The 22,825-nt window shown below is 65.5% G+C and carries 23 protein-coding genes, 2 tRNA genes, 1 other RNA gene and 2 pseudogenes; 16 read left to right on the forward strand and 12 right to left on the reverse strand.

The features are described 5' to 3' along the window. A pseudogene (locus tag ACFO0G_RS08035) lies at positions 1-677 on the reverse strand (pyruvate dehydrogenase (acetyl-transferring), homodimeric type); the annotation flags it as partial. A 426-nt stretch (positions 678-1,103) separates the two neighbouring features. Here ACFO0G_RS08035 and ACFO0G_RS08040 point away from each other — a divergent pair. The 5 genes from ACFO0G_RS08040 to ACFO0G_RS08060 all read left to right on the forward strand — a co-directional run bounded on the left by ACFO0G_RS08040 (position 1,104) and on the right by ACFO0G_RS08060 (position 3,504). Next, complete coding sequence (locus tag ACFO0G_RS08040) at positions 1,104-1,523, forward strand: DUF3052 domain-containing protein (protein ID WP_142133578.1); 420 nt, start codon at positions 1,104-1,106, stop codon at positions 1,521-1,523. Continuing rightward, positions 1,520-2,014, forward strand: a complete 495-nt coding sequence (locus tag ACFO0G_RS08045) for a peroxiredoxin (protein ID WP_286397580.1) — start codon at positions 1,520-1,522, stop codon at positions 2,012-2,014. Before ACFO0G_RS08040 ends, ACFO0G_RS08045 begins: the two co-directional genes overlap by 4 nt. Positions 2,015-2,020: 6 nt before the next feature. Next, positions 2,021-2,941 carry an NAD-dependent protein deacetylase gene (locus ACFO0G_RS08050; RefSeq protein ID WP_376976995.1) on the forward strand — a complete coding sequence of 307 codons (921 nt, stop codon included), beginning with the start codon at positions 2,021-2,023 and terminating at the stop codon, positions 2,939-2,941. 94 nt (positions 2,942-3,035) lie between these two features. Further along, positions 3,036-3,111: transfer RNA gene (locus ACFO0G_RS08055), tRNA-Val, on the forward strand. A gap of 102 nt (positions 3,112-3,213) precedes the next feature. Beyond that, a complete protein-coding gene (locus ACFO0G_RS08060) occupies positions 3,214-3,504 on the forward strand; it encodes a hypothetical protein (RefSeq protein ID WP_286397578.1) in 291 nt (96 codons plus the stop codon). A gap of 201 nt (positions 3,505-3,705) precedes the next feature. On the opposite strand, the gene ACFO0G_RS08065 is transcribed toward ACFO0G_RS08060, so the two are convergent. Then, positions 3,706-4,431 (reverse strand): FadR/GntR family transcriptional regulator, encoded by a 726-nt coding sequence (locus ACFO0G_RS08065; RefSeq protein WP_286397577.1) that lies wholly within the window; start codon positions 4,429-4,431, stop codon positions 3,706-3,708. Between the two features lie 200 nt (positions 4,432-4,631). Between ACFO0G_RS08065 and gndA the strand changes: the two genes are divergently transcribed. Further along, positions 4,632-6,068 (forward strand): NADP-dependent phosphogluconate dehydrogenase, encoded by a 1,437-nt coding sequence (gene gndA / locus ACFO0G_RS08070; protein ID WP_286397576.1) that lies wholly within the window; start codon positions 4,632-4,634, stop codon positions 6,066-6,068. A gap of 126 nt (positions 6,069-6,194) precedes the next feature. Further along, on the forward strand, positions 6,195-7,028 hold the full coding sequence (locus ACFO0G_RS08075; RefSeq protein WP_286397575.1) for an oxidoreductase: 834 nt from the start codon (positions 6,195-6,197) through the stop codon (positions 7,026-7,028). A 35-nt stretch (positions 7,029-7,063) separates the two neighbouring features. On the opposite strand, the gene epsC is transcribed toward ACFO0G_RS08075, so the two are convergent. The 3 genes from epsC to msrA all read right to left on the reverse strand — a co-directional run bounded on the left by epsC (position 7,064) and on the right by msrA (position 9,213). Then, on the reverse strand, positions 7,064-7,648 hold the full coding sequence (gene epsC, locus ACFO0G_RS08080; RefSeq protein ID WP_188572525.1) for a serine O-acetyltransferase EpsC: 585 nt from the start codon (positions 7,646-7,648) through the stop codon (positions 7,064-7,066). A 39-nt stretch (positions 7,649-7,687) separates the two neighbouring features. Continuing rightward, positions 7,688-8,623, reverse strand: coding sequence for a cysteine synthase A (gene cysK / locus ACFO0G_RS08085; protein WP_286397573.1), 936 nt, complete (start codon positions 8,621-8,623; stop codon positions 7,688-7,690). 65 nt (positions 8,624-8,688) lie between these two features. Then, complete coding sequence (gene msrA / locus ACFO0G_RS08090; RefSeq protein WP_286397571.1) at positions 8,689-9,213, reverse strand: peptide-methionine (S)-S-oxide reductase MsrA; 525 nt, start codon at positions 9,211-9,213, stop codon at positions 8,689-8,691. A gap of 101 nt (positions 9,214-9,314) precedes the next feature. On the opposite strand from msrA, the gene ACFO0G_RS08095 reads away from it, so the two are divergent. Together ACFO0G_RS08095 and ACFO0G_RS08100 are read left to right on the forward strand one after the other, a co-directional pair. After that, entirely contained in the window at positions 9,315-10,238 is a 924-nt protein-coding gene (locus ACFO0G_RS08095; protein ID WP_286397569.1) for a Nif3-like dinuclear metal center hexameric protein, read from the forward strand. Positions 10,239-10,340: 102 nt separating this feature from the next. Further along, positions 10,341-11,078 (forward strand): zinc ribbon domain-containing protein, encoded by a 738-nt coding sequence (locus ACFO0G_RS08100; protein ID WP_286397567.1) that lies wholly within the window; start codon positions 10,341-10,343, stop codon positions 11,076-11,078. 25 nt (positions 11,079-11,103) lie between these two features. Here ACFO0G_RS08100 and ACFO0G_RS08105 read toward each other — a convergent pair whose 3' ends face one another. Continuing rightward, positions 11,104-11,868, reverse strand: a complete 765-nt coding sequence (locus ACFO0G_RS08105) for a YaaA family protein (protein ID WP_286397566.1) — start codon at positions 11,866-11,868, stop codon at positions 11,104-11,106. Between the two features lie 56 nt (positions 11,869-11,924). Between ACFO0G_RS08105 and rnpB the strand changes: the two genes are divergently transcribed. From rnpB to ACFO0G_RS08130, 5 genes are all read left to right on the forward strand, one after another. Further along, positions 11,925-12,311, forward strand: an RNA gene (gene rnpB, locus ACFO0G_RS08110) — RNase P RNA component class A. A 44-nt stretch (positions 12,312-12,355) separates the two neighbouring features. Beyond that, positions 12,356-12,889 carry a TspO/MBR family protein gene (locus tag ACFO0G_RS08115; RefSeq protein ID WP_286397565.1) on the forward strand — a complete coding sequence of 178 codons (534 nt, stop codon included), beginning with the start codon at positions 12,356-12,358 and terminating at the stop codon, positions 12,887-12,889. A 254-nt stretch (positions 12,890-13,143) separates the two neighbouring features. Further along, complete coding sequence (locus ACFO0G_RS08120) at positions 13,144-14,622, forward strand: glyceraldehyde-3-phosphate dehydrogenase (RefSeq protein ID WP_286397563.1); 1,479 nt, start codon at positions 13,144-13,146, stop codon at positions 14,620-14,622. A gap of 73 nt (positions 14,623-14,695) precedes the next feature. Continuing rightward, a complete protein-coding gene (locus ACFO0G_RS08125; RefSeq protein WP_142133590.1) occupies positions 14,696-14,905 on the forward strand; it encodes a hypothetical protein in 210 nt (69 codons plus the stop codon). Positions 14,906-15,029: 124 nt separating this feature from the next. After that, the gene (locus tag ACFO0G_RS08130) at positions 15,030-15,845 is read left to right on the forward strand and encodes a GmrSD restriction endonuclease domain-containing protein (RefSeq protein WP_286397561.1); all 816 of its coding nucleotides are present in this window, start codon (positions 15,030-15,032) and stop codon (positions 15,843-15,845) included. A 60-nt stretch (positions 15,846-15,905) separates the two neighbouring features. On the opposite strand, the gene def is transcribed toward ACFO0G_RS08130, so the two are convergent. The 3 genes from def to orn all read right to left on the reverse strand — a co-directional run bounded on the left by def (position 15,906) and on the right by orn (position 17,440). Continuing rightward, entirely contained in the window at positions 15,906-16,478 is a 573-nt protein-coding gene (gene def / locus ACFO0G_RS08135; RefSeq protein WP_142133592.1) for a peptide deformylase, read from the reverse strand. A 130-nt stretch (positions 16,479-16,608) separates the two neighbouring features. Beyond that, positions 16,609-16,681, reverse strand: a tRNA-His gene (locus ACFO0G_RS08140). Between the two features lie 129 nt (positions 16,682-16,810). Continuing rightward, complete coding sequence (orn, locus tag ACFO0G_RS08145; RefSeq protein ID WP_286397558.1) at positions 16,811-17,440, reverse strand: oligoribonuclease; 630 nt, start codon at positions 17,438-17,440, stop codon at positions 16,811-16,813. A 155-nt stretch (positions 17,441-17,595) separates the two neighbouring features. Here orn and mptB point away from each other — a divergent pair, with 155 nt between their 5' ends. After that, positions 17,596-19,152, forward strand: coding sequence for a polyprenol phosphomannose-dependent alpha 1,6 mannosyltransferase MptB (mptB, locus tag ACFO0G_RS08150; RefSeq protein WP_376976996.1), 1,557 nt, complete (start codon positions 17,596-17,598; stop codon positions 19,150-19,152). A 10-nt stretch (positions 19,153-19,162) separates the two neighbouring features. Here the strand turns inward: mptB and ACFO0G_RS08155 are convergent. Then, positions 19,163-19,843, reverse strand: a pseudogene (locus ACFO0G_RS08155) (DNA alkylation repair protein); the annotation flags it as partial. Positions 19,844-19,947: 104 nt separating this feature from the next. Here ACFO0G_RS08155 and ACFO0G_RS08160 point away from each other — a divergent pair. Continuing rightward, positions 19,948-20,850: an aldose 1-epimerase family protein gene (locus tag ACFO0G_RS08160; RefSeq protein ID WP_376976997.1), complete on the forward strand. Its 903-nt coding sequence runs from the start codon at positions 19,948-19,950 to the stop codon at positions 20,848-20,850. Here ACFO0G_RS08160 and ACFO0G_RS08165 read toward each other — a convergent pair. Both ACFO0G_RS08165 and ACFO0G_RS08170 read right to left on the reverse strand, forming a co-directional pair. Continuing rightward, positions 20,847-21,617 (reverse strand): alpha/beta hydrolase, encoded by a 771-nt coding sequence (locus ACFO0G_RS08165; RefSeq protein ID WP_286397554.1) that lies wholly within the window; start codon positions 21,615-21,617, stop codon positions 20,847-20,849. The genes ACFO0G_RS08160 and ACFO0G_RS08165 overlap by 4 nt on opposite strands. Next, positions 21,614-22,693 carry a LacI family DNA-binding transcriptional regulator gene (locus tag ACFO0G_RS08170; protein WP_286397552.1) on the reverse strand — a complete coding sequence of 360 codons (1,080 nt, stop codon included), beginning with the start codon at positions 22,691-22,693 and terminating at the stop codon, positions 21,614-21,616. Before ACFO0G_RS08170 ends, ACFO0G_RS08165 begins: the two co-directional genes overlap by 4 nt. Positions 22,694-22,825: the final 132 nt, after the last annotated feature.

Here is a 22,825-nt window from a genome sequence, read left to right on the forward strand (position 1 = left end):
TGCAGGTAGCGGTTGTTCTGGGCCTGGTAGATCGCGTTCATCGGCCCGATGCCCATGGACACGGTGGGGAATTCCCAGAAGTGCGGCATCAGGCGCGGGTGCGGGTAGGAGGACAGGGCGTGGCCCTGGCGGGACTTTTCCTGCCGGAACCCGTCCAGGTCCTCCTCGGAGAGCCGGCCTTCCATGAACGCCCGGGCGTACATGCCGGGGGAGGCGTGGCCCTGGAAGAAGACCTGGTCCCCGCCGCCGGGGTGGTCCTTGCCGCGGAAGAAGTGGTTGAACCCGACCTCGTACAGGGTCGCGGCCCCGGCGTAGGTGGAGATGTGCCCGCCGACGCCGATATCGGGCCGCTGCGCCCGGTGCACCATGACCGCGGCGTTCCACCGCATGTACGCCCGGTAGCGGCGCTCGTACTCCTCGTTGCCCGGGAACTCGGCTTCCTGGTCCACCGGGATCGTGTTCACGTAATCGGTGGTGGTCACCATCGGCACACCCACGCTCTGCGCACCCGCGCGCTGCAGCAGGCTCCGCATGATGTATTGGGCACGCTCGGTGCCCTGTTCCCTGATCAACGCATCCAGGGACTCAACCCACTCGGCAGTCTCTTCCGGATCACGATCAGGCAGCTGGTTAGTCAACCCGCTGAGGATATGGGAGGTATCTTCTCCTGCAGCCACGTCCAACCTCTCTTTGCGCGCATGAATCGGCGCACTCAGGCCAGGCAGGGTGACTGCCCGGCGTATATACGCCGTGTGCGACGTATCGGTTACAACAGCCCGGTCATGTGTGCCGGGCAGCTTCCTAGCGCTCCTATGTCTGCACGGAGTCACACGGTTGTCGTCCCGCAGGCATAGTTGTCACCAGCCACTCTAGCCCTGACGGCAAGCCGATGCGTAGCTGCGGCCCGGGTGCTCCAGTTGTATTTCGTTCGTCATACTGTTTGTGTGGCGAAAAGCCCCTGCGACGGGGTTGTTGCCGCGGGATGTGACGCAAAATATGCGCAATCCCGGGGGCGGCAGCTTGAAGCACAGGCGCAAAGGGTGTTGGCTGGGAGTAATGGAAATCACTATGCACACCGCATATATGAGGTATTGGAGGAACACGTGAGCGAGGCCGACGCCGCCACTTCGGTAAATGTGGCGGAAAAATTGGGTTTCAAAAACGGGGATCTGATTCAGGAGTTCGGTTACGACGACGATGTCGATTTCGACTTGCGTGACGATATTGAGGACCTCACCGGCTCCGAGATGCTGGACGAGGACGACCATGAAGTGGCGGACGCCGTCATCCTCTGGTGGCGCGACGGCGACGGGGACCTGGTGGACAGCCTGGTGGATTCCCTCACCACCCTGAGCGAAAACGGCGTTGTCTGGGTCCTCACCCCCAAATCCGGCAGGGACGGCTACGTCTCGCCCGCAGACATCCAGGAAGCCGCACCAACCGCCGGCCTGCATGTCACCACCTCCGCCGGAGTTTCGAAGGACTGGAGCGCCACGCGCCTGGTCAGCAGGAAGAACAAGTGACGGCAGCGGTTGAGGCCGCTTCTGCAGCTGTCCCTGCGCTGGGAGCAACGGCGCCTGACTTCGAGCTCGCCAACCAGTATGGCGAGCCCGTGCGGTTGTCATCCTTCCGCGGGCAAAACGTGGCGCTCGTTTTCTATCCCTTTGCGTTCTCCGGCATCTGCACCGGAGAACTGTGTGAAATACGGGACAACCTGGGCATGTTCAAGGACTCGAACGCAGTGGTCCTGGCAGTGTCCGTTGACAGCAAGTTCAGTCTCCGGGCCTATGCTGCGCAAGAAGGCTACGAGTTCGACCTCCTCGCCGACTTTTGGCCGCATGGCGCGGTGGCCACGGACTACGGAGTGTTCGACGCCGGCAGCGGCATGGCCAAAAGGGCCACCTTCATCATCGATTCCGAAGGCAAAGTCCGCTACAGCGTGGTGAATCCGCGCGGCCAGGCGCGCGACTTCAACGAGTACCGCACCGCCTTGGCGGACTTGAAGCGGGCCTGACCCGCCATGCCTGGGCAGCGGCGGGGGACGGGTCTTACCGGCTTTGCCAGCATGCCGCCGGTGCCCCCTGGACCGCCATCCGGGGAGGAACTGGAGGTGTTTGTTCGGATCCGCGACCTGCTCGCCGGCGCCCCGTTCGCGCTGCTGACGGGTGCCGGGCTCAGTACCGACTCCGGCATCCCGGATTACCGTGGTCCGGACTCGCCGCCCCGGTCGCCCATGACCTACCAGGAATTCGTCCGCCACGCAGACAACCGGCGGCGTTACTGGGCCAGGAACCACATCGGATGGTCGCACATGCGGCACGCGGGCCCCAACCAGGGCCACTACTCCGCCGCCGAACTGGAACGGCGCGGCTACCTCACCGGCCTGATCACCCAGAATGTTGACCGGCTGCACCAGGACGCGGGCAGCTCCAACGTCGTCGATCTCCATGGCAGGTATGACCAGGTAATCTGCCTTGACTGCGGGCGTACCTACTCGCGGCGGCTCCTCGCTGGTGTTTTCGAGGAACTGAACCCTGATTTCCTGGAACGGGCTGCAGCCACCGGCCTGGTGGAAGTGGCGCCGGACGCCGACGCCACCGTGGAAGACCAGGCCCTCATTGACAGCTTTGTGGTGGCAGTCTGCCCAGCCTGCGGCGGAACCCTGAAGCCCGACTTCGTCTACTTTGGGGAAAACGTCCCCAAGGACCGGGTTGAACGCTCTTACGCCATGGTGGATCAGGCGGCTGCCCTGTTGGTTGCCGGTTCTTCCCTAACGGTGATGAGCGGCCTGCGGTTCGTCAGGCATGCAGCCAAGGAGGACAAGCCCGTGGTCATCATCAACCGGGGTGCCACCCGGGGCGACGACAAGGCAACCATCAAGCTGGAGGCGGGGGTCAGCCAGGCGCTGCAATACCTTGCCGCTGAACTTCCCTCCCTTTAGGGAGCACTTCCGTCCCGATTCGCGTTTCGTGCCTCCAGTCCGGTAGAGTCTATGTTCGTTGGTTGCGGCGGAATGGCCGGAATCAATGCGTTTCGGGTCTTTAGCTCAGCTGGTAGAGCGCCACGTTTACACCGTGGATGTCATCGGTTCGATCCCGGTAGGACCCACCATTCAAACCCCGTTGTTCCGCCACCTGGCGGGGCAGCGGGGTTTTTTTCGTTCCGGTTCTCCTGCCGCGCGCCATTGTCTGACCCCTGCCATAGGTTGCAGCAATGGAACACGTCATAGTGCACACAGACAGCAACGGAATGCCGACGTCGGTGCTGAGCAGGGGCAGGGAATGGGCCGTGGGTGCCGAGCCGGTCAGATGGTTTGAGCGCATCAACTGGTGGGAAACCAGCCGCCGGATGCCAAAGGGCAGCGGCGGCGTGGACGTTGAGGTCCTGCAGCTGCAGGTCAGGCTGGGAAACAACAGCAGGTCAGCCCTGGCCACCATGTACCTGCAGCGCGACGGCATGGGAGGCGGGTGGCGGCTGAGGGAATCCGCAGCAGGAGCAGCCTGAGGGCGGGACTGCCATCCGGGTTGGCTGCGGGCATTGGAAAACCCTCCACCGCGACTATTGGGGGATGCCGCGGGGGAGGGCCTGTGATGAATATACCGTGAACTGCCGGAAACAAAAAGCCGCCGCGATTCATGACACCAGGCGGGGCCGTTTGGGGTTAGTGGTTGGGGCGGAGCATTGGCTGCGGCAGCCTGTGCCGCCTCATTGCCGGACGGGGATGAACACCCGTGGCTGCTGCGTCCAGGTATCGGCCATCTGGGACATTGTGCGCCGCATGATCCGGTCGGACGCTTCGCGGGCGGCTGCGGCATCGCCCCTGGCAATCGCCTCCGCCACGTCCTCATGCCACTGCAGCGCGGCCTGGTGTGGGTGGTCCGGCATCAGGCCATGGACAGTACGGCCCGTCAACGTTTCGGCAACCTGACCCATGAGGTTGGCGAACATCTCGTTGCCCGAACCCGACAGCAGCAGCGAGTGGAACCGGATATCCAGTTCCAGGAAGCGGGCAACCTCCCCATTGTTCCCGGCCTCCCGCATCTCGCGGGCAACATCCACGAGCTCCATCCGCAACGGCGCCGGGGCGTTCTGTGCTGCCAGTTCGGCAGCCGCCGGTTCCACCGCGGCCCGCAGTTCCGCAAGGGAGCGCAACTGCGCACCGCGGGCGTCGCTGGCCAGCCGCCACCGAATCACCTGCGGGTCGAAGGGATTCCAGCGGCTGGCCGGCAACACCCGAATGCCTACCCGCTTGGTGGTTTCCACCAGCCCCAGCGACTGCAGGACCCTGACGGCTTCCCGGATTACCGAGCGGGAAACCTTCAGTTCATCCTCGAGTTGCTCGGCGAGCATGACGTGGCCGGCAGGGAGGTCCCCCGAGATAATCCGGGTGCCAAGGTTTTCGATGGCACGGTGGTGGAGGCTGCTGGTCATGCTGCTAAGCCTAGTTGTTGCCGGCCTGCCGCCTGTCAGCCCCCTGAATCCGGCTGCGACACAATGGGTTCCATGACGCGGACGTTACTTTCGCGTCACCGCCAGAATATATATGCTTTATTCCGACCCCCTGATCTGCCCCGGTGACTTCCCGCCTGTGGAAGCCGGCAGCCGAGGCGAACAATGAATTGGAGTTATTGATGTCTGCACACATCGGTGTCACCGGCCTCGCCGTCATGGGCGCCAACCTGGCCCGTAACCTGGCCCGCAACGGGTTCACGGTTGCCCTGCACAACAGGTCGGTGGAGAAGACGGACGCGCTGCTGGAAAAGCACGGTTCGGAGGGTGACTTCATCCGGACCGAGACCCTGCAGGAACTGGTTGACTCCCTGGAGAAGCCCCGCCGCGTGCTCATCATGGTCAAGGCCGGCAAGCCCGTGGACTCCGTCATCGAGCAGCTGGAGCCGCTTCTGGAGCCGGGCGACATCATCATCGACGCCGGCAACTCCCACTACGAGGACACCCGCCGACGGGAAGCGGCGTTGGCCAAGAAGGACCTGCACTTCGTGGGCGTCGGCGTGTCCGGCGGCGAGGAGGGCGCACTGAACGGCCCGTCCATCATGCCCGGCGGCTCCAAGGAGTCCTACAAGGCCCTTGGCCCGCTGCTGGAAAAGATCTCCGCAAAGGTCGACGGCGAGCCCTGCTGCGCGTGGATCGGCACCGACGGTGCGGGGCACTTCGTCAAAATGGTCCACAACGGCATTGAGTACGCCGACATGCAGGTCATCGGCGAGGCCTTCGACCTGCTGCGTTCCGGTGCCGGCATCGAGCCAGCCGAGCAGGCAAAGATCTTCTCCGACTGGAACAAGGGCGAGCTGTCCTCCTTCCTGATCGAGATCTCCGCTGAGGTCCTGGGCCACGTGGACGCCAAGACCGGCAAGCCGTTCGTCGACGTCGTCGTTGATGCCGCCGGCCAGAAGGGCACCGGCCGCTGGACCGTTATCTCTGCACTGGAACTTGGCTCGCCGGTGTCCGGCATCGCCGAATCCGTATTCGCCCGCGCCCTCTCCTCCCAGGCCGCACAGCGCAAGCTGGGCCAGGAACTGCTGGCGGGCAACGAGGCCACCGTCGAGATCCCGGAGACGTTCGTCGAGGACGTCCGCCAGGCCCTCTACGCCTCCAAGCTGGTCTCCTACGCCCAGGGACTGGACATGCTGACCTCCGCCGCCAAGGAGTACGGCTGGGACCTGAAGCTGGACGAAATCGCGTCACTGTGGCGCGCAGGCTGCATAATCCGCGCCGAACTCCTCAAGGACATCACCAAGGCCTACGCCGCTGATGAGAAGCCTGCCAACCTGCTGTTCGCCCCGGCGTTCACCAAGGCCATTGCCGATGCACTGCCGGCCTGGCGCCGCGTCGTTGCCACGGCCGTCCAGCTCGGCATCCCGGTTCCGGTGTTCTCCTCTTCGCTCGCCTACTACGACGGCCTGCGCCGCAAGCGCGTAGCCGCCGCCCTCATCCAGGGCCAGCGTGACCTGTTCGGTGCCCACACCTACGGGCGAATCGACACCGAAGGCACCTTCCACACCCTGTGGGGCGAGGACAAGTCCGAGGTTGAAGCGGTGGACACGCACTAGTCTGCACCGTTTCCGGCCCGGCGGCCGGCGCTACCCGATACTCTGGGGGCGCCGGCCGCTGGTGTTTCCGGCCGGACTCCGCACTGCCTGTCCGTCCCGTAGCACCGACCCCGAGGAGTCCCGCCCATGAGCCAGCCCGTCGTCTTTGTCACCGGTGCGTCCACAGGAATCGGCTTTGAGGCCGCAAGGAGGCTCGCGGCCCACGGCTTTACGGTCTACGCCGGCGCCCGCCGGGTGGAGAAAATGGAGCCGCTCAGGGCTGACGGCGTCCGGATCCTGCCGCTGGATGTGACCGATGACGCCTCAATGGGTGCGGCGGTGGGGGAGATCCTTGCAGCCCACGGCAGGATCGACGTGTTGGTCAACAACGCCGGTTACGGGTCCTATGGCTCGCTGGAGGAAGTGGCGCTTGCCGAGGGCCGGCGGCAGTTCGAGGTCAACCTTTTCGGGCTGGCCCGGATGACGCAGCTCGTGCTGCCGGCCATGCGTGCCGCCGGCAGGGGCCGGATCATCAATATCTCTTCGATCGGCGGAAAGATGTACGAGCCGCTGGGCGCCTGGTACCACGCCACGAAGTTCGCTGTGGAGGGTCTCAGCGATTCGCTCCGGGTGGAGGTCAAGCCCCACGGCATCGACGTCTCCATCATCGAACCGGGCGGCACCCAGTCTGAATGGGGCGCCATCTCGGCCGAGGGCCTGTTGGCCAATTCGGGTTCGGGTCCATATGCGGCGCAGGCCAAGGTGGTGGCAGCCGCGCTGGCCTCCACTGACGGTTCGGCAATGTCCTCGCATCCAGAAGTCATTGCGGAGGCGATCGTCCACGCTGCCAGCTCGAAGCGGCCAAGGACCCGGTACCCGGTGGGCAGGGGCGCCCGGGCCATCCTGCTGCTGCGCCGGCTGCTGCCGGACCGTGCCTTCGATGTCGTTCTGTGGACTATCTACCGGCGTTTCCCCGGCTAGCGGACGAAGCCAGGGCCACGCCCGGACTGCGTCCGCTAGATCCGGTACTCGATGTCGTACTCGGCCGGGTCCACTGCGGGCTTGGTTTCCCGCTGCGCATCCCGGTGCCGCCACTTGGCGGGGACGCCGGTGACGATCGATTCCGGCGGCGCGTCCTTGACCACAACTGCGTTGGCGCCCACGGCACTGTCACGGCCGATGGTGATGGGCCCCAGGACCTTTGCTCCCGCACCGATGGTGACCCGGTCCCCGATCGTGGGGTGCCGCTTGATCCTGGCCAGGGAGCGCCCGCCGAGCGTAACTCCGTGGTAGATCATCACGTCCTCGCCGATCTCGGCGGTCTCGCCAATGACCACGCCCATGCCGTGGTCAATAAAGAACCGCCGGCCGATCGTGGCGCCGGGATGAATTTCGATTCCGGTCCAGGAGCGCCCCAGCTGGGACAGGAGCCGTGCCGGGAAACGCAGGGCCGGGTTCTGCCACATGCGGTGGGTCAGCCGGTGGATCCAGATGGCGTGCAGGCCGGAATAGGCGAAAAAGTTCTCAAAAGAACCTCGAGCCGCCGGGTCGTGGGACCGGGCGGCGTCGAGGTCTTCCTTCAGTCTTGCGAAAAAGCCCACAAAGTTCTTTCTACAGGAAACGGGCGGACAGCGGACTGATCAGCCGCGGATGTCGTCATAGAGCACGGTGGAGATGTAACGCTCACCGAAGTCGCACACGACCGCCACAATCAGCTTGCCGGCATTCTCCGGCCGCTTGGCCAGCTCCAGGGCCGCCCAGACGATGGCGCCCGAGGAGATACCTCCGAGGATGCCTTCCTTGACGCCCAGTTCGCGGGCCACGCGGACAGAATCCTCAAGGGTTGCGTCGATAACCTCGTCGTAGACGTTGGTGTCCAGCAGTTCCGGGATGAAGTTGGCGCCCAGGCCCTGGATCTTGTGCGGGCCGGGGGCGCCGCCGTTCAGGATGGGGGAGTCCTTGGGTTCCACGGCAACGATCTGCACGCCGGGCTTGCGCTCCTTCAGGACCTGTCCCACACCGGTGATGGTTCCGCCGGTGCCGATGCCGGCAACGAAAATGTCCACGGCGCCGTCGGTGTCGGCCCAGACTTCCTCGGCAGTGGTCTTGCGGTGGATTTCCGGGTTGGCTTCGTTGGCGAACTGCTGGGCCCAGATGGAGTTCTCGGTGTTGGCCACGATCTCCTGGGCCTTTTCGACGGCACCGCGCATGCCCTCGGAGCCCGGGGTGAGGACGATCTCGGCACCGAAGGCGCGCAGCATGACCCGGCGTTCGGTGGACATGGTCTCGGGCATGGTCAGGATGACCTTGTATCCGCGGGCTGCACCCACCATGGCAAGGGCGATGCCGGTGTTGCCCGACGTGCCTTCGACGATGGTGCCGCCGGGCTTCAGGGCGCCCGACTTTTCCGCGGCGTCGATGATGGCAACGCCGATACGGTCCTTGACGCTGTTGGCCGGGTTGTAGAACTCCAGCTTCACGGCAACGGTGGCATCCAGCCCCTCGCTGAGCCGGTTCAACCGAACCAGCGGGGTCCCGCCGACCAGTTGCGTCACATCGTCATAGATCCGTGCCATGTACATACGCCTATCTCTAAGGGGTGGATACTGAGGTCAGCCTAACGAGGCCTTGTGAAGGGTGGCTAAGCGTTAAGCCATGCAGAGTAATATTTCCGCGCCTTGGCCAGCTTAGGGTTGATGATCACCTGGCAGTACCCTTGCTCGGGGTGTTTGGCGTAGTAATTCTGGTGGAATTCCTCGGCCACATGGAAACGGGGCAGGCGGCTGACTTCGGTGACGATGGGATGCGGCCACAGCGCCTGGTTGCGTTCGATCGCTTCCTCGAACAGGATCTTCTCCTCATCGGTTTCGTAAAACATCGAGGAACGGTACTGGGTGCCCACGTCGTATCCCTGGCGGTTCAGCGTAGTGGGGTCGTGCAGGGCGAAGAACATGTCAAGGACAACCTCGGCCGGGATGACCTCCTCATCGAAGGTCACCGCCACAACCTCTGCGTGGCCCGTGGTTCCGCTGCAGACCGAATAGTAGTCAGGCTCGGGATCGTGGCCGCCGGTGTAGCCCGATACCACCGATTCCACACCCCTGGTCTTCTGGTAGACGGCGTCGAGGCACCAGAAGCAGCCTCCGCCAAGAACAAAAGTTTTCATGACCTCTTCAATGGTTGGCGGCGCCGGATCATTCCCCGGGCGTTCTGCGGCGCCTGCCGCAAACTGCGGCGGCAGGAAGCCGATGGGGTAAAACTAAGACTATGGAACCTGTGGACACCGACGTTACCGGCCAGGCAGATCACGACGGCGAAGCCTCGTCCGACACGCCGGCTCCGGCCGGTTCCGCCGACGCCCCCACCTTGGCTGAGCTGCTCCTGGCAGTGGAGGAGCTGTGGCCGGAATCGCTCGCTGAAGGCTGGGACGAGGTGGGGCTTGTGGCAGGACACCCGTCCTCGCCCGTGTCCAAGGTGATGTTCGCCGTGGATCCCACGCTCGAAGTCATCGAGGAAGCCGTTGACTGGGGAGCGGAACTGCTGATCACCCACCACCCGCTGCTGCTGAAGGGCGTCACATCCGTGGCTGCCACGTCGGCCAAGGGCCGGGCAGTCCACCGGCTCATCGAATCGGGGACGGCACTGCTGACGGTGCACACCAACGGGGACTCCGCCGTCGGAGGTGTGTCCGACGTCCTGGCCGATGCCCTGGGCCTCCAGGACGCCGTCCCGCTCACCGTCGCCGCAAATGGGTTGCCGGAAGAAGGCATCGGACGGGTGGGCGACCTGGCGGAGGCGATGAGCCTGGGCGACTTCGCGGCACGCGTTTACGGGATTCTTCCGTCCGTCGCCGGGGGAGTGCGAGTCTCCGGAGACAAGGACGGACTGGTGCGGCGCATCGCGGTGTGCGGCGGCGCCGGGGACTCGCTGTTCACGGAAGTTCGGGCCAGCAACGCCGACGTCTACGTGACCGCCGACCTTCGCCACCACCCGGCATCGGAGGCGCGCGAGGCTGCCCTGAACGGGCGGCCCTACCTGGTTGACGTTTCGCATTTCGCCAGCGAATGGCTCTGGCTGCCTGCCGCGGCAGCTGCCCTGGGCAACGTCCTGGCGGACCAGGGCCACGACGTGGAGATCCGTGTGAGCACCACCAACACCGACCCCTGGGACTTTATTCTGACCCCCGGCTGAACTCCCGGCCGGGCGAGGCGGGGGAGCAGGCCACGCGCTAGAGTCTAGGAAGCGCCGGTTCGGTGCCCGGCTGCGGCCGGAAGGGATCTAGCGGAGGTAACAGTGGCCAAGGCAGCACCGGCGGAACAGTTGAAGTTGCTCGAACTGCAAGGGCTCGACGCCCGGCTGAAGGGCCTCGCCAACCGCCGCCGCACGCTCGAGAACGATCCCCGCATCAAGGATCTCGAGGCCGCCCTCACCGTTGCCAACGGTGAATTGGGCGCAGCCAAGGTGGCCGTGCACGACGCCGAGGCAGAGCTGAAAAGGGCCGAGGCCGACGTCGAACAGGTTGCTTCGCGCATCCAACGCGACGAGGCGCGGCTCAACAGCGGCACAGGCCTGTCCAAGGACCTGGTGGCATTGCAAAAGGACATCGTGTCGCTGAACAAGCGGCGCTCGGACCTCGAAGACGCGGAGCTCGAAGTCATGGAGCGGCTCGAATCGCTGCGGGAGCGCCAGGCGGCCCAGCAGCAGATCGTCGATGACATCCAGGGATCCTTTGGCACCATCCGCGCCGAACTTGATGCAGCTCTCGCCGAGGTGGAAACCGAAGCCGCAGGGATCCGCTCCCAGCGCACCGATTTCGCCGCAGGTTTGGACGCAACCATGCTGGCCGTCTACGAAAAGACCTTGGCAAAACGCGGCGTGGGCGCGGCGAGGCTCTTCCATGGCACCTCGGAAGCCTCCGGCATGAAGCTCAGCCCCGGGGACCTCGCCGAGATCAAGGCTGCAGCTGCCGACGAGATCGTCTTTTGCCCGGACTCCGGCGCCATCCTGGTCCGCTCCGACGAGTGGTCCTGACCTGACCTCGGGACTGCCCGGCAGATCAGCCCGGCAGGATGATGTTCAGGGCATGCGGTTTGCGGGCGGTGCCCGGCACCAGTTCGGCGTTCCACTTTTCTCTGGCAGCCCTTAAGAGGTCCGACGGCGCGGCCGGGGCTTTTCCACGGCGCACCAGCAGGTGCCGCGCCAGTTCGCCGCGGGTGTGCTTGGCAAAGTGGCTCACCACTTTTCGCACACCGTCCGTCTCGGTGAAGACGTTCACGGAGACGGTATGTTCCGGCGGCGGAGCCCAGGCGGCGGCGTAGGTGCTTGAGCGGCAGTCAACCAGCAGGTGCCCCCGGACCGCCGCGCCCAGGGTATCGCCCAACTGCGCCTTCCAGAACGGAGCCAGCCGGCCGACGTCGGGCAAGGCCGTCCCCATGGACAAGCGGTAGGCGGGAACGCTGTCGCCAAAGCGCAGGGCTCCCCACAGCGCAGAGACCACCAAGACGGACTCATCGGCCTTGCGGCGCTGGGCCGGCGTCAAGGTCCGGTAGCCCAGGGCGTCGTACAGGACACCGGAATAGATGCTGTGTGCCGGCGCCGCCGGTTCGGCGTGCAGGCGCGTGTTGCGTTCGACGTCGTCACGCAATGATGCGCCCACCCCCAGCAAGGCGAGGGCATCCTGGTGCGCGCTGACCGTCCCCAATGCCTCAAGGACCTTGGCGCGGTACGGGTTGAGCTCCGGAAAGCCCAGGGCGGACCAGTCGACGGCGGAACCCCTTCGAGCGGGCGTCTTGCCTTCGGAGGGGGGAAGCAGAATCAGCACCGTCCGATCCTACCGGCGACGAAGGCGGCCGGCGGCGCCGGTAGACTGGATGCGGATGGGACAGCCAGACGGCCGCGCGCCACGCAAGTGGCTCGAGGAACGTCCGGGCTCCACAGGGCAGGGTGGTGGGTAACGCCCACTCGGGGTAACCCGCAGGCCAGTGCCACAGAGAACAGACCGCCTGCATTCCGGCTTTGGCCGGAAGGGCAGGTAAGGGTGAAACGGTGGTGTAAGAGACCACCAGCTTCCCGGGTGACCGGGAAGGCTAGGTAAACCCCACCCGGAGCAAGGCCAGACAGGACACGTTCGAGGGCTGCCCGCCCGAGTGTCCGGGTAGGCCGCTGGAGGGTGCCGGCAACGGTACTCGTAGATGGATGGCCGTCGCTCCCGTTTCCGGTAACGGAAGGGGAGAACAGAACCCGGCGTACCGGCTGTCCCATCCGCAAACCGCGTTTGACCACGGGCAACGCGTCGGGGATGCTGAACCGTGCCCGTAATTCCTGAACCCCGCCCCGCACTCGCCGCGGGCGTTCCCGGCGCCCGTTCCCAAGGCATTGCGCTCGCCGGTTTCCTGGGCCTCTCCGCCCTGGCCTGGGTCCTCGCCTCGGTGCCGATCATCCTCAACTCCAATGGCTGGTACGCAACGTCGCTGAAAGCGCCGTGGATGCCGCCGTCGTGGATGTTCCGGACCACCTGGATGGTGCTGTATGCCGGCGTGGCCGTAGCTGCCTGGCTGGTCTGGCGCAAGGGCGGACTCACCGGAGGCACCCTCGTTGGCTATGCAGCGCAGCTGCTGCTCAACACCATGTGGCCGGTGGCCTTCTTCGCGCTGTACCCAATGCTCGGAGCGGTGGCCCTGTGGTCTGCCTTTGCGGTCATCTGTGCCCTCACCGCAACCCTGGGGTTTCTCATCCTGAAGTTCGGACCGGTGGACGCAGCCGCCGGGTACCTGGTACTGCCGTACTTTTCCTGGCTGGTGTTTTCCGCCAGCCTGAACCTGTACTCGGCCATCCACAATTAAGCGCTGCCGGCCGGATAGCTGTGTGAGTGATTTCACGCAGTGCAAGCGTGTTCCCCGTAGCAGTCCAAATTAGAATTGATCCCGGACGCAGGAGTTCTACCGCCGAAAGTTGCGTTCGCAGCCGGCGGTTTTTCTTTGCACGCGATCCAGGTGCCTGGGGGAAATCCCTGCAGGTGCCGGTGCCCCTGGACATCATCAGGTGGCCTACATCCGTGTACGAGGACGTGCACGGCTGAACCGAGGAAGGTATTTCTGTGAGCCAGACGTCTGATTCTTGTCTTGATACGTGGATGGGCCGGGAGGCCCTTGCCGAGGCCATGATCCCGGTCATCGGCAGGCTGTACCGTGAAAACAACGTGGTGACCAGCATCCACGGCCGGAGCCTGATCAACAAGTCCACCATGAACATCCTCAAGGCACACCGCTTTGCGCGCCGGATGGCCAAGGACGAACTGCTCCTGGAGGAGACCGCACCGCTGTTGAACACCCTGGCCGGGCTCGAGCTGGGAGCGGCTGCGATCGACATCGCCCGGCTGAACCAGAAGTTCAAGGAAGAGGGCAACGGCGCCACCCTTGAAGAGTTCCTGCGGGCCGAACTGGCCGAGATCGTCGGCAAGCGGGGCGGCGACGACCGCACCAGCACCGACGTCGTGCTCTACGGCTTTGGCCGCATCGGACGGCTCCTGGCACGCCTCCTCATCGAAAAGGCCGGTGGCGGCCATGGCCTGCGCCTGCGCGCCATCGTGGTTCGCCGCGGTTCCGACAACGACCTCTCCAAGCGCGCCAGCCTGCTGCGCCGCGACTCCGTCCACGGCTCCTTCGAGGGCACCATCCGGATCGACGAGGAAGCCAACACCATCACGGCCAACGGCGTCCGGATCCAGGTCATCTACTCGAACGACCCCGCCACCATCGACTACACGGCCTACGGCATCAACAACGCCCTGGTGGTGGACAACACCGGCCGCTGGCGCGATGCCGAGGGGCTCGGCCAGCACCTGCAGAGCAAGGGCGTTGCCCGGGTCCTGCTGACCGCTCCCGGCAAGGGGGAACTGAAGAACATCGTCCACGGCATCAACCACCGGGACATCACCGATTCGGACAGGATCGTCTCCGCGGCGTCCTGCACCACCAACGCCATCACCCCGGTCCTGAAGGCCATCAACGACAAGTTCGGCGTGGTCCACGGCCACGTGGAGACCGTCCACTCCTTCACCAACGACCAGAACCTGATCGACAACTTCCACAAGGGCGACCGCCGCGGCCGTTCCGCAGCGCTGAACATGGTTATCACCGAAACCGGCGCCGCCAAGGCTGTGGCCAAGGCCCTGCCCGAGCTCCTGGGCAAGCTCACCGGAAGCTCCATCCGTGTCCCCACCCCGGACGTGTCACTGGCCATCCTGAACCTCACCCTCGAGAACGGCACCACCAAGGACGAGGTCAACAACTACCTGCGCGAGATGTCGCTGCACTCGGACCTGCGCAAGCAGATCGACTACATCGACTCGCCCGAGGTCGTCTCCACCGACTTCGTCGGTTCACGCCGCGCCGGCATCGTGGACGGCCTGGCCACCGTGTCCACGGACAAGAACCTGGTCCTCTACGTCTGGTACGACAACGAGTTCGGCTACAGCTGCCAGGTGGTCCGGGTCATGGAGGAGATGGCAGGCGTGAACCCGCCGTCGTTCCCCGCCAAGGAAAGCGCCGCCGCGCTGGCCGCGATCGCTGTCTAACGAGTCCGTCACGTCCTGCGAATTCCCGGCTGGTTCTCTGGAATCAGTCGGGAATCGGGACCACACTGGTGGCATGGACAACGAATCGACTCTTCAGCACGAAACCACCCTCGAACACGCCTTGGACGTAGCCAAGGCCAACCATAAGGAAGCCGTCCGGCTGCTGGAACGGGCCCGCGCCGGGCAGAAGACCGGCGATGTTTCCGACGAGCGGGTACGCCAGTTGGAGGGACTGCTGGCCATCGCCGAGGAGGACCTCCGGAGGGTGACCAGGGAGCAGTAGCCCGCCGGGGCCGCCGGCCGTGTGACCCATCACTCGTCCTCAACAGTGTGGATATCGCCGGCCGTAACTTGCCATTGTCCTAGGCTCTTGGGGTGCCTGACTTTTCCATCCCGGCGTCCACCCCATGACCGTCACCTGGTCCTCCTACCGGCGGGCACGCCGCCGTTCCCGGCAGGCCTGGGCGCTGCTTATCACGGTGGCTGCCGCCATTCTGGCGGCGCTTTTCTGGTTCTTCACCGCCGGCCAGTTCGCCGCGGCCGGTCCTGCGCAGCAGGGACCAACGGAGGCACCCGTCTTCGACGCCGCCTGGATGAAACCGGTGCAGGAGCCCAATCCCATCCCCGCCGGGACCGCTGTCTCGGCGCTGGAGGGCCTTGCCGTGAAGGGCCGGGCACCGAACACCGATTACAGCCGGGAGGCCTTCGGCCAGGCCTGGCTTGATGTTGACCGGAACGGCTGCGACACCCGCAACGACATCCTGCGCAGGGACCTCGCTGATGTGGTCTTCGCCGAAGGATCCAGGTGCAAAGTAACGGCCGGCCACTTTCGCGAACCCTACACCGGCCAGGACCTGGACTTCCGCCGCGGCTCCGACAGCAGCCGCGCGGTCCAGATCGACCATGTGGTTGCACTCGGCGATGCGTGGCAAAAGGGAGCCCAGGGGCTGGGACCGAAGGAGCGCCAAAGCCTGGCCAATGATCCCCTGAACCTCATCGCCGCCGACGGCGCTGCCAACCAGCAAAAAAGCGCGGGGGATGCTGCCACCTGGCTGCCGAAAAACACGGCCATCCGCTGCCATTATGTTGCGCGCCAAATTTCGGTGAAGGCTGCTTATGGGCTCTGGGTGACGGCGGCTGAAAAGGACGCCATGAAACGGGTCCTCGCCTCCTGCCCGCAGCAGCAGACCATCAGGGTCCAGCAGGCCGCCACTGCCCGCTGAGCAACGCCCTGTCCAAGGGGCATGGGCCTTTGCGTCTCAGTGGAAAGGGGTCCTTAGGCCTCAATGTCCGAACGGGTCGGGATCCACGCCAGGCATCCACGTCAGTCCGGGTACGCCCCACCCGTTCTTCTTGGCCTGCTTCATGGCCTTCCGGGAATAGCGGTCCATCAGGCGGTTGACGTACAGCTTGCCGTCCAGGTGGTCGTATTCGTGCTGGATGACCCTGGCGAACCAGCCCGTCGCCTCAAACTTCACCGGGTTCCCGTCCCCGTCAAAGCCTTCCACCCGTGCCCACTCCGCCCGTTTAAGCGGATACTGCTCGCCGGGGAAGGACAGGCAGCCCTCTTCCTCCTCGTCGGGGTCGGGAGCGGCACCGGAGACCTTGGACAGGGTCAGGACGGGATTGACGACGACGCCGGTTGGGGGAGCGCCGTCGTCGTTGGCGTACTTGTACACGAAGATCCGCTTGCCGACGCCGATCTGCGGGGCGGCAAGGCCCACGCCGTTGGCGGCATCGTTTGTTTCGAACATGTCGGCAATAAGGGTGCGCAGTTCGTCGTCGAAAACCTCCACCTCACTGGCGCGCCGGTGCAGGACAGGTTCGCCCCAGATAGTGATCGGCAGAACAGTCATATCAGTAGTCCTTCGGCTTCGCGGTGTCCCCGGCTGCAGTGCACGTGCCCGGTGGGGCACAACAAAGGAGGCCGCACCGGATATCCGGTGCGGCCTCCTTTGTCGACGGCTGCATGTGCCGCCCCGTGAGGGTGAGCGACGGGGGTTGAACCCGCGACCTCCTGGACCACAACCAGGCGCTCTGCCAACTGAGCTACGCCCACCATGTGCCTCAGGGGATGTCCGCCGTAGCGGCTCCCCGGAAACGCAACTCAAATAGCTTACCTGCTCGGAAGGGGTGCTTTGTCCACTTTCTGCGATTTGGGGCAAAATTCATCGAAACGTGGCGCAGATTACTCCGCGGGCTGCCCTGTCGCGTCTCCGTTGACGATCCCCTGGGCGATCCTCTGGGCCGTGGCGCTGTCCGGTCCGGGCGCGGGAACGAAGACCGCTTCGCGGTAGTACCGCAGCTCGTCGATGGAGTCCTTGATGTCTCCGAGCGCACGATGGCCACCCTTTTTTGCGGGCGACTGGAAGTAGGCCCTGGCGTACCAGCGGCGCGACAACTCCTTGATGGTGCTGACGTCGATTACGCGGTAGTGCAGGTGCTCCACCACGGCCGGCATGTCCCGTGACAGGAACACGCGGTCAGTTCCCACGGAGTTGCCGCCCAATGGTGCTTTCCGCGGATCCGGAACCCAGGCGGAGATGTACTCCATCACGGCGGCCTCCGCTTCTGCCATGGTCCTGCCGTGCCGGAGTTCCGCCAGCAGCCCGGACTTGGTGTGCATGTCCCGAACAAAATCGGACATTTGCGCCACCGCGGCATCGTCGGGTTTGATCACCACGTCCACGCCGTCACCCAGGATGTTCAATTCCGAATCGGTGACCAGGGCTGCCACCTCAATGAGGGCGTCATTCTTGATGTCCAGACCGGTCATTTCACAGTCGATCCAGACGATTCGTTCGTTAGATATAGGCACCGGACCAGCCTACCGTTACACTTCCGGACGCCCTGCCGATGCTAGGATTTCGGGTACGCGGCGGGTCGCCCTTCGGCCCTGCACCATGTCCCGGCCCGGCCCGCATGGCCTGCCGGGCGAACAGCGGAAACGCAAGAAGATTGGACGATCCTGAGATGACGGCGCCTGTGCCCATAACGGGGGAGATGGCGGCGGCCGGCATTGCCCGGGAGGGCAAAGCCGAGGTGGACAATCCGCGCTCACCCCTGCTTGCCGGTTTCGTGGGCTCCATGTTCATGCTGGCCGGATCCATAGGCGTCGGCTGGCTGGCCCCTGTCTCGGAACTCCGCCGCATGCCCCTCTTCATCTGGATGCGTACCGAAGCCCCGGGCGTGGCGCTGTCCATCATCCTGGTGGCCGTAGGCGGGATGCTCCTGGTGCGCGCGTGGCTGCGGCTCGGCCAGAAGGTCCGCGTGTGGGGCAACCAGGCGCGGAAGGCAACCCTGGCCGCTGTGGTGGCCTGGGGACTTCCGATGATGTTCAGCGTGCCGCTGTTCAGCCGCGACGTTTACGCCTATATCGGGCAGGGACGCCTCATGGTGGAGGGGTTCAACCCGTACGAAAACGGCATCTCCGCCTTGTCCAACTACTTCCAGCTCGGCGCAGACAAGATGTGGACTGAAGCGCCTGTTCCCTACGGCCAGCTGTTCCTGTGGATCGAGCAGTTCGTCGTCTGGGTCACCAATGTCCAGCCGGAGGCCTGCGTCATGCTTTTCCGGCTGGTGGCGCTGGCCGGCGTGGTGCTGTGTGTCATCTATGTCCCCCGGCTCGCCGAACTGCACGGCGTCAACCCGCATCGGGCCCTCTGGCTCACTGTGGCCAACCCGCTCTTCCTGACCAACTTCATCGCCAGCGTCCATAACGACTCCCTGATGATCGGGCTGGCACTGGCCGGGCTGTACTACTCAGCCACGCGGCGGCAGCTCCGCGGCATTCTGCTGGTGACCCTGTCCATTGCGGTGAAGCCCATCACCATTGTCTTCCTGCCGTTCATTGGACTGTTGTGGGCGGGCAAGAAGGCCGGGTGGCTGCGGAAGGTGGCTTTCTGGGCGTTGACGGCAGGACTCAGCCTGGGGCTCCTGACCGCGATGAGCATGGTGAACGGGTTCGGTTTCGGGTGGATCAACGGGCTGTCCGCCCCGGGCAGCATCTCCATCTGGTACGCCCCGGTGGGTTTGATCGGCCAAGTGGTGGGGTCGCTGGCGACTGCCTTGGGCTTTGACGGGTCGGTGCCTGCCGGATGGGTGTTCGACGCCGGGAAGCTGCTTGCCGTGGGCATCATCGCCTGGCAAATCTTCAAGGGGGACTACGACCGGCTGATGCGCCGCCTGACGCTTTCCCTGGCCGCAGTGGTCCTGCTGGCCCCCATCATCCAGTCCTGGTACGTCGTCTGGCTGATACCGCTCTTCGCCGTCACGGGCATCCGCAATGACTGGCAGGTCAAGGCACTGTACTTTGTGGTTTCGTTCTTCATGATCTACGCCATCTCGGACCAGCTGGACGTCTTCCCGTACCTCCAGACCCAGGACCTGGGCTTCGCGCTGGCCCTGGCCCGCATAGCAGCGGCGCTGACGGCCCTCCTGTTTGCCTTGTACCTGATCTTCTGGGATCCCGGCACCCGCCGGCTGTTCCGCAAGACGCACGAGCCCGTCGTCGAACGCCCGGTCATCTAGCAGCCTGCAGCTACTGCCGTGCGCCGGCCCTCAGCCGGCGCAGGGCTTCCTTCCGCGACAGCGGGCTCATCTCCGCGCTGTGCCGGGCGACAAATCCCTCCACCCACTCCGGCGCCGTCTTGGCGTACTCGCGCAGCGCCCAGCCGATCGCCTTCCTGATGAAGAACTCCCTGTCTGCGAGGTTCGGCTCAATGACAGCCGCGAGCAGCTCCGGATCGGTGGTCTTTTTGGCCCGCAGCTGCGAGGTGATGGCGGCCCTGCGGATCCATAAGTCCGGATCCCGGCACCATTGCCGGAGCACTTTGGACATCTCCCCGGGGTGCGCCGACAGCAGGCCGCAGATCCGGCCGGAGACACCGTCGGCGAAATCCCACCATCCGCCGGTCCGGATGATCTCCTCGTAGACCGGCAGCATGTCCAGGTCCCCAGCCAGTACCCGGTGTGCCGTCAGATCAATCGCGGCGTAGCGTTCCTCCCGGAAGGTGGAACTGCGCCACAGCTCCAGGACTGTGGCACGCAGCTGTCCGGCAGACGCCGGTGGAAACTCACGGGCAGCCCACCCGGCGATGTGCCGCACTTCCGGAACCAGCACACCCAGGGAGGGCAGCGAGGACTTCATATACGCCTGGGCGCCTGCGGCCCGTGCCGGGTCGGCGAGCTCCCGGAGTGCGCCACGGACGGCGGCAACAAGGTCCTAGTCAGCGGCCGTTTCCATGTGCGCCACTTTAGCCAGTATTGACGAGGTGCGTGAGGTACGCTGGTGAGCGCTAACACATTCTGAAGCAGAGGGAACCCATGCCCGGAACAGAAGTCCACCTGGCCCACGGAGCCTACTCCGCCGTCGTGACCGTCCGGGGGGGAGCGCTGCGCGAACTGCGCCATGGCGACAGGGACCTGGTGGTGGGCTTCGGCCCGGACGGCCCCGTTCCCGACTACCGGGGCGTCGTCTGTGCGCCCTGGCCCAACCGGCTGGCGGACGGCACCTACACCTACGCCGGAAGGTCCTTTGCTGCGGCCGTTAACGAACCGGAACGCGGCTGCGCCCTCCATGGCCTGGCGATCCACCGGGCGTGGGAGGTCAAGGAAACGGCCGAAGACCGGGCGGTCCTAAGCTGCCACATCCCGCCCGGCCCCGAATACCCGGGCGATCTCGACCTGACCGTTACGTATGCCCTTGCAGACGACGGACTCCATGCAACGGTGCATGCGGTCAACACCGGTTCTGTCCCCGCTCCTTACGGGGTATGCCCGCACCCCTATCTCGTGGCCGGCGCCTCGCCGCTGGACGACTGGTCGCTGGAACTTCCTGCCCGCACCTACCTTGAGGTCACGCCCGACCGCCTGCTGCCCGTAGCCTTGCGGCAGGTTGACGGCGACGCCTTCGACTTCCGCTCGGTCCGGCGCTTGGGGCAGGTCAAGATCGACCATGCCTTCACAGACATTTCCCGGGACGGTTCCGGCCTGGCGCGGGTGCGGGTGCACGACCCGTCCGGCACGGGCGTGGAGCTGGAATGGGGGACGGAGTGGCCCTGGGTCCAGGTGCACACCGGTGACAAGCCCGTTGGCCCGGACCGGCTGGGGTTGGCCGTTGAACCCATGACCTGCCCGCCGGACGCCCTGAACTCGGGAACGGACCTGGTACACCTCCAGCCCGGCCAGTCCCATTCGGCGGCCTGGACCATCCGGGCCCTGGACTAGCGTTGGCTGGCCGCGGCAGCACCCGCGCGGGCGTCCGCCCAGCCGGAACGTTCCAGCCACGCGGCGCACAACGAAGTCCACTGGTCCGGCCCTGGCTCGCCCGGGGCAAGTCCCAGTCCATGCCGTCCCTGCGGGAAGACATGGAGTTCCGCTTGGACGCCGGCAGCGAATAAGGCCCTGGCGTAGTTCAGGCTGTTGCTCACCGGCACGGCTTCATCGTCGGCAGTATGCCAGAGGAACGCCGGGGGAGTCCCGGGAGTGACGTTCAGTTCCGCCGACAGCGCCGCCAGGAGGTCCGAGGGCGGTGCGTCGCCAAGGAGGTTCGCCACCGATCCCTGGTGCGGCTCGTGGGTCAGTGACGCCACGGGGTAGCACAGCACCGAAAGGTCCGGCACCGCGGCGGGAAGGTCAAGCTTCGGATTCCCCGTGGCCGCGGCCGTGCTCAGGGTGGCGGCCAGATGTCCTCCGGCTGAGAAGCCAAGGACGCCCACGCGGTCCGGGTCCACGGCGAGCCCATGCTGCCCGCTCCGGATGTGGAGCATGGCTTCCTTGGCGTCTTCCAGGGGAGCCGGATGCCGGTGCGGTGCCACGCGGTAGCGCAGTACGAAGGCATGGATGCCAAGGGAGGCGAGCCACTCCGCGACGGGTTCGGCCTCGTGGTCGGCTTGGCGGGCATAGCCTCCGCCGGGGAGGACCAGGATTGCCGGCCGGGGCCCAGCGGCTTCCGGATGTGCCGGAATGGCGGTCAGCCCGCGGGGCGCCGTCACGCTGCCACCTCCGTGCTGCGCCGCAGCGTGACCTCGCCGGTAACGTCACCGGGGTGGACGTGGTCCGTGTCCTCGCCGTTGGGCTGTGGACCAGTGGCCCGGGTGGCAAAGCGTCCAATGTCTTCCAGCGGCAGGCGGACGGTGGAAAGGGCCGGCCGGAAGTCGCGAAGGGTTTCGATGTCGTCGAAGCCGGCGATGGCGGCGTCCCGCGGGATGCGCAGGCCCTCCGCGCGGAGGGCAGCGGCCGCCCCGATGGCCATCACATCATTGACGGCGAAAATACAGAGCTTCCCGCCCGCCGTCGCGCTGGACTGGGCGGCCTTGATCCGTTCGGCCAGTTGAAGCCCGGCCTCATAGCCGCCGGACCGGTTGAATGCGGTCCTGATCACTTCCGCCTGCCCCCGCCCTGCGCGCTCCAGTCCTTCCTGGAAGCCGCGCACCCTGTCATCGGAGGTCAGGAGGCCTTCGGGTCCGGCGACAATGACGAAGCCGCCGTCCCAGCCTGCCGCAAGTTCGGTGGCGAGCTGCCCCGCGAGCTCCTGGTTGGGGACTCTGACTACGTGGTAACCCTCCTGGACGGTGGCACCCACCACGGGATGTCCCACTACGGCCACCTGGCCCCCGTTCCGGCAGTACCGGTCAAGCTCCGCCGCCAGTTCGGCGTTGCCGTCCTGGTCCTCGCTCCGGCAGGAGCGGGATCCGGCAATGACGATCGAGTCCGCACGGCGGGCGGCGAAGGCGGCCACCGCTTCCTTCTCCTCCGCCGGTCCGCCCCCGGTGGTGGCCAGCAGCACCATCTTGCGCTGTTCCCTCGCGGCTTCCTGGACTCCCCGTGCGATCGCGGCGAAGTAGGGGTCGGCGATGTCGTGGACGATCAACCCGATCAGGCCCGAGCTGGATTTTGCCAGCCCCTGGGCCTGCGCATTCGGAATGTAGCCCAGCGAGTCCGCCGCCTGCCGAACCCGCTCGGCGATGTCCTTGCCCGGCTTGCGGGCCGAGCCGTTCAGCACGCGTGAAGCCGTGGCGGGGGAGACGCCGGCAAGGCGTGCCACCTCGGTAAGGGTACTTGCAGCCACTGCATCTCCTGGTCGTCGGTCGGGGCTCAAAGGCTAAGCACATTATGGCAGTTCAAACTACTTCCGGAAAGCGCTTGCCAACGGGAAACGCGCCGTGCATCATTGAAGCAGCGGGAACGCGCTTTCCCACTT

The organism is Arthrobacter sedimenti, from assembly GCF_042652025.1.
Classification (GTDB): domain Bacteria; phylum Actinomycetota; class Actinomycetes; order Actinomycetales; family Micrococcaceae; genus Arthrobacter; species Arthrobacter sedimenti.

Bases quoted from the DNA above. Each gene is read 5' to 3' on its own strand.
- ACFO0G_RS08050 (WP_376976995.1), top strand. From the start codon at position 2,021: ATGCCTGGGCAGCGGCGGGGGACGGGTCTTACCGGCTTTGCCAGCATG.
- ACFO0G_RS08060 (WP_286397578.1), top strand. From the start codon at position 3,214: ATGGAACACGTCATAGTGCACACAGACAGCAACGGAATGCCGACGTCG.
- ACFO0G_RS08065 (WP_286397577.1), bottom strand. From the start codon at position 4,431: ATGACCAGCAGCCTCCACCACCGTGCCATCGAAAACCTTGGCACCCGG.
- gndA (WP_286397576.1), top strand. From the start codon at position 4,632: ATGTCTGCACACATCGGTGTCACCGGCCTCGCCGTCATGGGCGCCAAC.
- ACFO0G_RS08075 (WP_286397575.1), top strand. From the start codon at position 6,195: ATGAGCCAGCCCGTCGTCTTTGTCACCGGTGCGTCCACAGGAATCGGC.
- cysK (WP_286397573.1), bottom strand. From the start codon at position 8,623: ATGGCACGGATCTATGACGATGTGACGCAACTGGTCGGCGGGACCCCG.
- msrA (WP_286397571.1), bottom strand. From the start codon at position 9,213: ATGAAAACTTTTGTTCTTGGCGGAGGCTGCTTCTGGTGCCTCGACGCC.
- ACFO0G_RS08095 (WP_286397569.1), top strand. From the start codon at position 9,315: ATGGAACCTGTGGACACCGACGTTACCGGCCAGGCAGATCACGACGGC.
- ACFO0G_RS08125 (WP_142133590.1), top strand. From the start codon at position 14,696: ATGGACAACGAATCGACTCTTCAGCACGAAACCACCCTCGAACACGCC.
- ACFO0G_RS08130 (WP_286397561.1), top strand. From the start codon at position 15,030: ATGACCGTCACCTGGTCCTCCTACCGGCGGGCACGCCGCCGTTCCCGG.
- def (WP_142133592.1), bottom strand. From the start codon at position 16,478: ATGACTGTTCTGCCGATCACTATCTGGGGCGAACCTGTCCTGCACCGG.
- mptB (WP_376976996.1), top strand. From the start codon at position 17,596: ATGACGGCGCCTGTGCCCATAACGGGGGAGATGGCGGCGGCCGGCATT.
- ACFO0G_RS08160 (WP_376976997.1), top strand. From the start codon at position 19,948: ATGCCCGGAACAGAAGTCCACCTGGCCCACGGAGCCTACTCCGCCGTC.